The sequence below is a fragment of the Streptomyces beihaiensis genome (genome assembly GCF_026274175.1).
Classification (GTDB): Bacteria; Actinomycetota; Actinomycetes; order Streptomycetales; family Streptomycetaceae; genus Streptomyces; species Streptomyces beihaiensis.
On sequence record NZ_JAPHNL010000097.1, the window covers coordinates 1 to 11,092 of the forward strand.

The 11,092-nt window shown below is 72.9% G+C and carries 9 protein-coding genes; 3 read left to right on the plus strand and 6 right to left on the minus strand.

Annotated elements, in window-relative coordinates; all coding sequences use genetic code 11:
• Positions 1-188: 188 nt before the first annotated feature.
• Complete coding sequence (locus OFY01_RS11060; protein ID WP_266598770.1) at positions 189-1,337, minus strand: serine hydrolase domain-containing protein; 1,149 nt, start codon at positions 1,335-1,337, stop codon at positions 189-191.
• A gap of 209 nt (positions 1,338-1,546) precedes the next feature.
• On the opposite strand from OFY01_RS11060, the gene OFY01_RS11065 reads away from it, so the two are divergent.
• The 3 genes from OFY01_RS11065 to OFY01_RS11075 are packed head-to-tail and all read left to right on the plus strand — an operon-like array spanning position 1,547 to position 4,076.
• A complete protein-coding gene (locus OFY01_RS11065) occupies positions 1,547-1,987 on the plus strand; it encodes a hypothetical protein (RefSeq protein ID WP_266598772.1) in 441 nt (146 codons plus the stop codon).
• Positions 1,988-2,025: 38 nt separating this feature from the next.
• Entirely contained in the window at positions 2,026-3,474 is a 1,449-nt protein-coding gene (locus OFY01_RS11070; RefSeq protein ID WP_266598774.1) for a sensor histidine kinase, read from the plus strand.
• Positions 3,471-4,076: a response regulator transcription factor gene (locus OFY01_RS11075; RefSeq protein ID WP_266598776.1), complete on the plus strand. Its 606-nt coding sequence runs from the start codon at positions 3,471-3,473 to the stop codon at positions 4,074-4,076. Before OFY01_RS11070 ends, OFY01_RS11075 begins: the two co-directional genes overlap by 4 nt.
• Positions 4,077-4,097: 21 nt before the next feature.
• On the opposite strand, the gene OFY01_RS11080 is transcribed toward OFY01_RS11075, so the two are convergent.
• The 5 genes from OFY01_RS11080 to OFY01_RS11100 form a co-directional block, all read right to left on the minus strand.
• The gene (locus OFY01_RS11080; protein ID WP_266598786.1) at positions 4,098-6,971 is read right to left on the minus strand and encodes an NHLP bacteriocin export ABC transporter permease/ATPase subunit; all 2,874 of its coding nucleotides are present in this window, start codon (positions 6,969-6,971) and stop codon (positions 4,098-4,100) included.
• Between the two features lie 28 nt (positions 6,972-6,999).
• Entirely contained in the window at positions 7,000-9,255 is a 2,256-nt protein-coding gene (locus OFY01_RS11085) for an NHLP family bacteriocin export ABC transporter peptidase/permease/ATPase subunit (protein WP_407700318.1), read from the minus strand.
• On the minus strand, positions 9,240-10,040 hold the full coding sequence (locus OFY01_RS11090; RefSeq protein ID WP_266598780.1) for an HlyD family efflux transporter periplasmic adaptor subunit: 801 nt from the start codon (positions 10,038-10,040) through the stop codon (positions 9,240-9,242). Before OFY01_RS11090 ends, OFY01_RS11085 begins: the two co-directional genes overlap by 16 nt.
• A gap of 129 nt (positions 10,041-10,169) precedes the next feature.
• Complete coding sequence (locus tag OFY01_RS11095; RefSeq protein WP_266598782.1) at positions 10,170-10,409, minus strand: type A2 lantipeptide; 240 nt, start codon at positions 10,407-10,409, stop codon at positions 10,170-10,172.
• A 284-nt stretch (positions 10,410-10,693) separates the two neighbouring features.
• Positions 10,694-11,092, minus strand: a 399-nt coding sequence (locus OFY01_RS11100; RefSeq protein ID WP_266598784.1) for a DUF1275 family protein, incomplete at its 5' end; no start/stop codon positions are given.

Sequence of the window (11,092 nt, forward strand, 5' to 3'; positions counted from 1 at the left end):
CGCCGAACCGCGGGCTCTTCGGTGCGTTTGTCGTTGATGGGGTGTTCGCATGGGGTGCGTCTCTCCGCTCAGAACGACCGGCAAGTTGTTTACTTGTGCGTGAAAGCTGCGCGCTGCGCGCAGTTTCACGCATGAACATCTCGCTCGGCACGGGTTCCTGTCAACGGGGAGTGCGGGAGCGGTGACGTTCAGGACGCGGCGTACGCCCACACGTCCCGCATGATCGGCTGCGGTGTCGGGCCGGTCATCGCGTACTGGGTCAGCAGGACGGTCACGGTGCCGGTCGACGGTGTCACATGGGCCGCGGTGCCGCTGCCGCCGGTCCAGCCGTAGCGGCCGGCCACCTGGCCGGGCTCGCGCGGTGCCACGTCGACCGACCCGCCGTAGCCCCACCCCTGCCCCTCCAGGAACAGGTCGGCCGCCGCCCGCTGGCCGCCCGTCAGGTGATCGGTCGTCAACTGCCGTACGGACACCGGAGAGAGGATCCCGTCCCCCTCCGCGAGCAGCATGCGGCCGAACGCCCACAGGTCGTCCGCGGTGGAGACCAGACCACCCGCGCCGGACGGGAACGCGGGCGCGCTGTTCCACTGCCCGTCCGGGGCGTCGGCGAGCCGGGCGCCTCCCTCGGGCGTGGGCGCGTAGAGGGACGCCAGACGGGAGCGCCGGTGTGCCGGCACCACGAACCCGGTGTCCCGCATGCCCAGCGGACGGAAGATCCGCTCGTCGAGGTACTGCGGGAGCGGGCGGCCGGTGACCCGGGAGACGAGGACGCCCTGGATGTCGGAGCACGTGTTGTACAGCCATGCCTCGCCCGGCTGGTACAGCATCGGGACCCGGGCGAGCGCCGCGAGCCAGCTGTCCGGGTCCGGCACGTTCTGCGGGGCGAACGGGTCCATCAGGCCGAACAGCGGCGACGCCGCGGGCAGCGAGAAGTCGGTGGGAAAGCCCCAGCCCGCGCGGAAGGTCAGCAGGTCCTCGACCGTGACCGGCCGCGCCGCCGGCACCACGTCGTCGACGGGCGCCGACGGCTCACGCACCACCTGGGGCGCCGCCAGTTCGGGCAGCCACTGGGCGATCGGCGAGTCCAGGCCGATCAGGCCGTCCTCCACGAGGGTGAGCACGCCCGCCGCCATGACCGGCTTGGTGAGCGAGAAGATCCGGAAGATCGTGTCACGGGTGAGCGGCACGGTCTTCTCCGTGTCGGCGTGCCCCACGACCGCCACCTCGGCTCGGTCGCCGCGCGCCACCAGCGCCACGGCGCCCGGCACCGGGCCCTTGGCGACGTGCGGGGCCACGACGTCGGTGAGGTGGGTGGAGTCTGCGGTGGTCCGGGTCATGGGAAGCGTCCCCTCGGGTCGGTGCGAACGTGTACGAGAAGCATGACCGCGGCGGCGCCCCGGACTCATCGGCGCCGATCGGCCCGTCGGGGGAAGCAGGCGCCCGCCGGCGGACGCCGCACCCCCGGCGGAACCCCTGACAAATGTCACGGGTGGGTCATGGGGCAGCTCACTGCCGCGCGACCCCCTCGCGACCGCACGCTGACAGCATGAAGCCGACACGGGAACCCACCACCACCGAGCCCTCCACCGCGACGGCCGGCACCACGGCCACGGTCCTCCGCCCCGTCAGGCGACTCGTTGCCTGGTACCTCGTGCTGAGCCTGGCCACCCTCGTGGCCGTGGTGCTGCTGCGCCACGACTCCGCCGTCGTCGACCCCGCCGTCTGGACCCGCACGGTGATCGTCGTCGCGAGCGCCGTGCTCACCCATCTGTTCGCCGTCCGCGCGGCCCACGGTTCACGCGGCGCGTACCGCAGGCTGCGCGTCGTCACGGCCGTGATGACGGTGGCGATCGCCGTCATCGTGGCGCTGCCCGGTGCCTTCCCCCTGTGGCTGCGGATCGAGCAGAGCGTGTGCGGGGTGCTGCTGCTCGTCGCGGTCGTCATCGCCAACAGCCGTGACGTGCGCGCCGTGTTCCGCTCCGCATGACGACGTCCCAGGTCGGGAGCGGTGCTAGCGTGCCCGTCATGGAGCCGCGGGAGACACCGGAGCCGGGCCGCGATCCGCAGCGCTGGTCCCAGGGCTGGCGGCGGACGGGGCTCGGCACCGGCATGCTCGCCTATCCCGTCATCACCGCGACCGGGGTCGCCCAGTACACCTCAGGTGCGGCGGAACTCACCGGACACCTGCTCGTGGCGGCCTTCTGCGTCTGCTACCTGCTGGCCCTGTCCGCCGTCGGGCGCGGCCACCGGCGGACCCCCGCCCTGGCGTACGCCGTGCTGACGGCTCTCTTCCTCGCGACGCTCCCGTTCGCCCGCGCGTACGCGTTCTTCCTCGCCACGGTGATCGTCTCGTTCGCCGCGCTGCGCTGGCGCCGCCACGCCGCCTTGATCGTGGGCGCGGGGGCGCTCGCCGCGATCGTCGTGCCGTGGGCGGTACGGCCCTGGCACGAGGGACCCGGATGGATGGAGGCCGTGGCGCTGGTCTTCACCGCTTTGACCGTTTACGCGTTCGGGGAGCTGGCTCAGTCGCACCGATCGCTCGTCGAGGCGCGTGCCGAGGTCGCCCGGCTCGCCTCCCAGGCCGAACGCGACCGCATCGCCCGCGACCTGCACGACCTGCTCGGCCACTCGCTCACCGTCATCACGGTCAAGAGCGGCCTCGCCCGCAAACTCGCGGCGAGCGGATCGCCGCGCGCCGTCGACGAGATCACCGAGGTCGAGCAGCTGTCACGGCGGGCACTCGCCGACGTGCGCGCCGCCGTCACCGGCTACCGGGAGGTCACCCTCGCCGGGGAACTCGCCAGGGGCCGCGAGCTGCTGAGGGCCGCCGGGGTCGCCGCCGACCTGCCCACGGCCACCGATGCCGTGTCCCCGGACCGGCAGGAACTGTTCGGCTGGACCGTGCGCGAGGGGCTGACCAACGTGGTGCGCCATGCCCGCGCGAGCCGCTGCACCGTCGAGGTGACCGCGACGTCCGTCGAGATCCGCGACGACGGCGCGGCCGCCCCCGCCCCCGCCTCCGGCACCGGCGGCAACGGTCTGGCGGGCCTGCGCGAACGCGTGGCGCAGGCCGGGGGAACGGTGGACGCGGGCCCCGCCCGGCCACGCGGCTGGCGCCTACGGGTCACCGTGCCGGAGGGCCCGGTGACACGCCGGGCGTCCGGGGCCGCTGAGGGCCCCGAGGCCGCCGGAGTTCCCGCGGTCCCCGCACGCCCCGCGATCCCCGGGACGCCCGAGGCACTTGCGCCCGACCAGACCCCTGAGACCCGCCGGACGCCGGAGGCATGCAGCGCCCCTGCGGCCGGGGCGTGCGAGGGCGTCGAGATTCCTGTGACTCCAGGGACTTGGGAAGCCGGGGAGGCCACCAGGGCCACCGGGGGCGTCGGGGCCACCGGGGGCATCGGCGTGGAGGCCCCCGTCGCCGACGTCCCCGCGCCCCCTGACGCGCAGTCCCGGAAAGGCGGTTCGGTGTGATTCGGCTGTTGCTCGCGGACGACCAGGATCTGATGCGCAGCGCCCTGTCCGCGCTGCTCGACTTGGAGGACGACTTCGAGGTGGTCGCCGCTGTCGACCGGGGCGACGAGGTCGCCGACGCGGCCCGTACGCACCAGCCCGATGTCGCCCTGCTCGACATCGAGATGCCGGGACTCGACGGGCTCGCAGCCGCCGCGCTGCTCGCCGAGCGGCAGCCGCGGTGCCGTGTCGTCATCCTCACCACGTTCGGCCGCGCCGGGTATCTGCGCCGCGCCATGGAGGCGGGCGCCGTCGGGTTCGTGGTCAAGGACGCGCCGCCCGAGGCGCTGGCCGACGCGATCCGCCGGGTGATGCGCGGCGAACGTGTCGTCGACCCCGAACTCGCCGCCGCCACTCTCGCCGCGGGCCGCTCCCCGCTGACCGCCCGCGAACGGGACGTGCTGGGGGCGGCACGGGACGCCGCCACCGTGGCGGAGATCGCCGCGAAGTTGTTCCTGTCCGAGGGGACGGTCCGCAACTACCTTTCGGCCGTCATCGCCAAGACCGGCACCCGCAACAGGATGGAGGCGCTGCGGGCCGCGGACGAGCGCGGATGGCTGTGACCGCGGGCCCGCGCCCGTAGGTCACACCATCTGCCGCCGTACCAGCTCGTGCAGCCGTCCCGCCGTGTCCCGCAGGAGTTCCGCCGGGGGGCCCTGCTGGACGATGCGTCCCGCCGACATGACGACGACCCGGTCCGCGTCCAGGACCGTCGACAGGCGGTGGGCGATGACGATGCGGGTGGCGTGCAGCGCGCGCGTCGAGTCGATGACGATGCGCTGCGTCTCGTTGTCCAGGGCGCTCGTCGCCTCGTCGAAGAAGAGCAGCCGCGGCCTGCGGATCAGCGCCTGCGCGATCATCAGGCGCTGGCGCTGGCCGCCCGAGATGGCGCCGCCGCCCGCGATCATCGTGTGCATGCCCATCGGCATCCGCTTGATGTCCTCGGCCAGGCCCGCCATCGCCGCCGCCTCCCACGCCTCCTCCTGGGTGAACGCCTCGGCGCCGCAGATGCAGTCGAGGATCGACCCGGTCAGCGGCTGGGCGTTTTGCAGCACGACACCGCACTGGCGCCGCACGGCCGCCTGGTCGAGCGCAGCGAGGTCCTGGGCGTCGTACAGGACGCTTCCGGACGTCGGCTCCTCGAAGCCGATCAGCAGCCGCAGCAGCGTCGACTTGCCGCAGCCGCTCTCGCCGACCACCGCCACGAACTCACCGGGACGGATCGCCAGTGACACGTCGTCCAGGACCAGCGGGCCGTCGTCGGTGTAACGGAAGGAGAGGCCGCGCGCCTCGACCGCGCCCGACAGCTCACCGGGCTGCGCGGCCGCCGGCCGCACCTCCGGCTCGGCGTCGAGCACCGGCTTGATCTGCTCGTACATCGGCAGCACGGCGGCCGCCGAGATGAGCGCGCCGGTCAGCTGCGTCACCGACGTCAGCAGCATCGTCACCGCCGTGTTGAAGGTGAGGAACTCCGCCGCGGACAGCGTGCCGCGCGCGGGGCCCGCGATGAGCATGAACATGGTCAGGGAGCACAACGGCAGATAGACCGCGCCGAGTACCGTCGTCATGTTCTTGACGCGGCCCGCCTTGCTCTGCAACTCCCTGCTGCGCGCGAACTCCTTGGCCCACGCCGCGTACGCGAAGCTCTCCGCCCCGGCCACCCGCAGCTTCGGCAGCCCACGCAGCGTCTGGAACGCCCGGTTGTTCAGCTTGTTGTGGAGCTTGACCAGGCGCCGCTGCCAGCGCAGCTCCCACATGCCCAGGACGAGGAAGACGACCGCCACCACGGCCAGCATGCCGAGCGCGGTCAGCGCCAGCGGCACGCTGAACGCCAGCAGCATCACCAGGTTCATCGCGCCGATCGTCGCGGACTGCACGACCACCGGGGCGACGCCCGACAGGAGGCGGCGGATCGCGCTGACACCCATCGCCGCGCTGGCCAGTTCGCCCGTGGAGCGCGACGAGAAGAAGCGCGTCGGAAGCCGCAACAAGCGGTCCCACACGGCCGGTTGGAGCGCGCTCTCCACGCGGCCCTCGACCCGCAGTACCGTCAGGTTCTGCATCAGCGTGAACACCGCCGACACGATGCTGGTGACGATCACGGCGAGGGACACCTGAGTGATCAGGCTCGTCTCGGCGTCGGGCACGAACGAGCCGAGCACCTGCCCCGTCGCCAGCGGCACGAGCGCGCCCAGGCCCACGGTCACCAGGCTCGACAGGAGGAGCCTGCGCACATCACCGGCGGCGGCGCGCATGCTGAACCGCATCAGCTTCGCCGGACTCAACTCGCCTTCGGGCAGCGGACGGTAGAGCATCACCGCCCGCTCCTCGAAGTCCTCCGCCGTGTCCTCGTCGACCCGGACACGACGCCCGCCCGACGTGTGCACCGCCTCGTACCCGCCACGCCGCCACAGCAGCGCCACCGGCGCCCCCGACGCCGCGCGGAAGCCCACCAGCGGGCCCGCGTCCTGCCGCCACCACGCACCGGCGAGCCGGACCGGGCGGGTGCGGATGCCGGAGGCCACCGCGATCTGCTCGACCGGGTCGATCCGGTCGCTGACGGCGCCCGTGCGCCCAGGCTCGACGAGCCTGATGCGCGCCGCGTCCGCGACCACCTTGCACGCCGCGTACGTGGCGTCGGTGCCGGCCTCGCCTCCCCGGCCGCGCTCGCGCCGCGTGCCGATCGAGGCGAGCAGCGTCCGGTCGGCCTGCTCGCGCACCGCCTCGCCCGCGCGGATACCGGCCGCCGCACGGTCCTCGTGCGCGCTCTCCAGGCGCTCGATCCACCGGTCGAGCGTGGAGAGCAGCCGCCACTGCTGGTTGACCATGCGCTGCCACAGCCCGGTGTCCACGAGCAGGTCGGCCGCGGCGTCGTGCGCGTACGCGGCGCCGTACTGCACGCTGCCCGGTGTCAGCTGCGGCCACAACACGTCTTCGTCGCCGACGAGTTCACCCTCGGCCGGGTCGGCGCCCCGGTTGTCGAGCGGAGCCTCGAACAGGACGCGCTGCCCGCGTCCGACGCCCAGCGCGAACGCCTCCTCCAGCAGGCTCCACGCCATGTCGTGCGCGCCGCCTTGCGCCCCGGGCGCGTACGGCAGTTCGCGCAGCGGTATGCGGCGCACCGCGCACCCGGTGAGCGGGCGGCCCACCAGGGTGTGCTGGGTGCCCTCGACCGGACCGAGCAGCAAGGTGCCCGGCTCCAGACGGCCGAGGAAGTGCCAGTGACCCTGCGCGTACGCGTCCACGGCGAACAGGTCGAGCGCGCCGTCCACGACGAGCCACAGCACCTGCGGCCCCTCCAGCGGCAGGCTGCGCAGCCCCGCGCAGTCCACGGCCGCGCCCAGGCCCCCGAACGCGGCCACCACCTGGTCGGAGTGGGAGGACTGCGTGAACGCCGGGTAGGCGGCAGCGGCGGTGGTGTCGGGCGCCGCCGCGTAACCGTCCGGCGTGTACGTCATGTCGGTTCCGTCATGTGCGAACGTCATGTCAGTGCTCCCTGACCAGGTCGGCGTAAGGCCCGCCCGCCCGCACGAGGTACTCGTGCCGTCCGCGTTCGACGACCTGGCCGTGGTCCAGGACCACGATCTCGTCGCTGTCGCGGACCGTGCTCAGCCGGTGCGCGATGACCACGCAGGCGCAGCCGCGCCGCCGGATGTTGTCCATGACGGCCTGTTCCGTCTCGGCGTCCAGAGCGCTGGTCACCTCGTCCAGGACGAGGATGCTGGGGCGACGCACCAGGGCGCGGGCGATCTCCAGGCGCTGGCGCTGCCCGCCGGAGAAGTTCCGCCCGTCCTGCTCCACGCGCGCGTGGATACCGCCGGGCCGCCGTGCCACCACGTCGTCCAGGCAGGCGTCGCGCAGCGCGTCCAGGACCGCCTCGTCGGGGATCGACGGGTCCCACAGCGCCACGTTGTCGCGGACCGTGCCCTCGAAGAGGAACACGTCCTGGTCGACGAAGGAGACCGACGATGCCAGCGCCCCGCGCGGAATGTCGTCCAGGCGCCGCCCGTCGACGCGGATCACGCCCTCCCACGGCGCGTACAGGCCCGATATGAGCCGGGACACCGTCGACTTGCCGCTGCCCGAGCCACCGACGAGCGCCACCTGCTGCCCCGGGCCCACGGCCAGCGAGAACCCGGACAGCAGCGGTTTGTCGAGCGGGCTGTAGCCGAAGGTGATCTCCTCCAGCTCGACCTGCCCCTTCAGGCGCCGCGTGTCGCGCACGGTCTCCGGGCGCGCGTAGAGAGTGTCGACGGGGAAGTTCTCGACGTCCTTCAGGCGCGCCACGTCGGCGGCGAAGTCCTGCACCCGGCCGGCCACGCCGTTGAGCCGGGTGACCGGCGCCGTGAAGCGGGTGACCAGCGCCTGGAAGGCGACCAGCAGGCCCACCGACAGATGGCCCTCGACGGCGCGCAGGCCGCCGATCCACAGGATGAGCGCGCTGTTGAGCGTGGCCAGCGTCGGCGCGACGATCCCCAGCCACGCGCTCGGCACGCCGAGCCGCTGCTGCTCCTCCAGGGTGGTGGCGTGTTGCCCGGCCCACTTGCGGAAGTACCCGGCCTCGCCACCGGTGGCCTTCATCGTCTCGATCAGCTGAAGGCCGGTGTACGAGGTGTTGGTCAGCCGCGCCGTGTCGGCCCGCAGCTTCTGGGTGCGGGTGGCCCGCAGCCGTACGACGATCCGCATCGCCACCACGTTCAGCAGCGCGAGACCGACACCGACGAGCGTGAGCTGGGGGTCGTACGTCCACAGCAGGGCCGCGTACAGCAGCACCACGATGCCGTCGACCCCGGCCGCCGTCAGGTCACGGGCCAGCGTCTCGGCGACCTGGTCGTTCGACTGGAGACGCTGCACCAGGTCGGCGGGGCTGCGCTGGGCGAAGAACGTGACCGGCAGGCGCAGCAGATGCCCGAAGAACCGGGCGCTGCTCAGGGTCGAGGAGATGATGCGGCCGCGCAGCAGGTTCGCCTGCTGCAGCCAGGTCAAAGCCGCCGTCAACGCCACCATCGCGCCCATCGACGCGAACAGCGCCCCGAGCAGCGAGGTCTGGTCTCCGATCAGGAACAGGTCGATGTACGTGCGGCTGAGCGCCGGGATCGCCGCGCCCGTGCCGACGAGCAGCAAGCTCGCGAGCAGCGCCGCCAGCATCGTGCCGGTGGTGCCGCGCAGCCGTCCCGGCAGCGCCTTGAGGACGCCGGGCCGCCGCCCGCCGGTGCGGAAGTCGTCGCCGGGTTCGAGGACGAGGACGACCCCGGTGAAGCTGGTGTCGAACTCCTCGACGGGCACGAACCTGCGCCCCTTGTCGGGGTCGTTGATGTGTACGCCGCGCCGCCCGAAGCGGCGGCCCGTGCCGTCGTAGACGACGTAGTGGTTGAACTCCCAGAACAGGATGGCGGGGCCCTGCACGTCGGCGAGGGCGGCCGGTTCCATCTGCATGCCCTTGGCGGTCAGCCCGTAACTGCGCGCAGCCTTGAGGAGGTTGCTGGCGCGCGAGCCGTCTCGCGAGACGCCGCACGCGATGCGCAGCTCTTCCAGCGGGACGTGCCTGCCGTGGTGGGCGAGGACCATCGCGAGCGCCGCGGCGCCGCACTCGACGGCCTCCATCTGGAGCACCGTCGGTGTGCGCACACGGCGTCCGCGCCTCGGCGGCGGCGGGGGAGCGGGGCGGGCGCGGCGTCGGTCGCCCCGACGGCTTGCGGGCGGGAGCTGTGTCCTCGTCGGCGTCGTCACGGCAGCAGCCAATCGATCGGGCGCTGGTCGGCGAGGTGCACGGACCCGCCGACCGGGGTCATGGAGGACAGGGCGTACGGCGGACCGCCCGCGGTCGACCAGGCGTAACCGGACTTCGTCGACGACGACTTGGTCAGCCGTACGAGGACGGGGACGCGGTCGCCGCCCTGGGTGAGCGCGGCGGCCAGATCGGTGCTGCCGAGGAAGTCGGCGACCTGCCGTCTGGTCTGCGGGGACCGTCCCACCGCCTTGACCCGGCCGCGCAGCACGCCGTAGCGCTGGGCGGTCGGCACGGTGAGGTCCACCGACGCCCCCGCGGGCACGGTGGCGGCGCGCGCGGCGGGCACGTACAGCATCGCGAGGAGCGGGTCGCGCGCCGAGCCGGTCCGCTCCAGCGTGGCGACGTCGCCGCCGGTGGTGACGACCGACCCGATGCGTGCGACGAGCGCCGTGACGCGGCCGGCCTCCAGGGCGCGGACGGTGCGGTCGCCCCGCTGCGTACGGACCTTGAGGAGCGGGGCGTTCGCGGCTACGCGCTGCCCCTCCTTCACGTACAGGCCGGTCACCTGTCCGGTCACGGGCGTCTGCAGCACGTAGCTGCCCTGCCCGTACGTCAGGACGCCGTCCGCTGCGAGCGTCGAGGAGACCGTGCCCGTCACCGCCCAGACACAGGCGGCCACCATCACCACGACGGTGACGGCGAGCACGAGCAGCCCCTGCGGGCGCGCGAGCCGCACCGGCAGGTCGAGCTCCTCGGGTGACTGCAGTTTGGACAGGGCCTGTTGGCGGAACTGCACGGGTGTTTTCCTCACATTGCGTCCCGGCCCCGGGGCCAGGACGCCCGAAAGCCCCGGGACCTGGCTGGTCCCGAGGCATGGGGTGCGCCGCCGGTCAGGAAGGCGGCACGGCGATCCGTGGGATCCGGCTCAGAGGCCGGAGACCAGGCCGGTGACGGCACCGGTGGGCAGGCCGCCGGCCAGGCCGGTCACCGTGTTGGCCAGGCCGGCCACGCTGGGAACACCGGGGACGTTGGGCAGCTGCACGTCGACGTCGGCGCCCACGGCACCGGCCGGGGTGGTGACGCCGGCGCTGACCAGACCGCCGGAGATGTTGTCCAGCTCAGCGTCCGAGATCTCGAGGGTCTCGACCTTGGGGGAGTTGCTCATGATGAGCCGCCCTTCTTATGGGTATCTGGGTATTTCGAAAAACGCGGGGCGTGCCGAGGAATTCAGCGGAGCCGACTTCCGCGGCGTCCAGCGGTGCGCAGGATCAAAGCACGCCCACGCATCGCACAGCCAATCGGACGTTCGCCGATGCGAGGGAATGTGCCCGCTCAATTGCCGCACGGTGCAGGGGCGTTCACGAAGTGATGGCAGGGCCTTCACAACCTTCACCGCTGGGGTTGACCGAGGCCGCCGTGCGTACGTTCACCAAAGCGGACACTCGCGCATCAATGGCCACTGTTGTCCGGGCCATGCATCGGATTTCCGTGAACCGACGTGACTGCGATGCGCAATCGCTGTGCAGGTTTCTGGCACACCACTGCGGCGGCCGTGAGAACGGCAGGCAGTGCGAAACCCCAGGGGGGCGCCGCCACGTGCACGGCCACCGCGCAACAGGCCCCCGCCGCCACCGCGCACAGGCGCGCGGCGACCAGGAACCGGTCGGCGCGGCGGCCGGCGCCCGTCACCGTGTCGCTGACGAGTGCGGTGAGGGTTCCGGTGAAGTACGTGGTGGGCGCCGCGGACGTCCCCGCCGCGAGCATCGCCGCGGACTGGCCGCCCATCGCCGCCGCCGCGGCCGCGAGCTCCGTCGTCCGCCATGCGCCCCCGGGGTGCCCGCCGAGCAC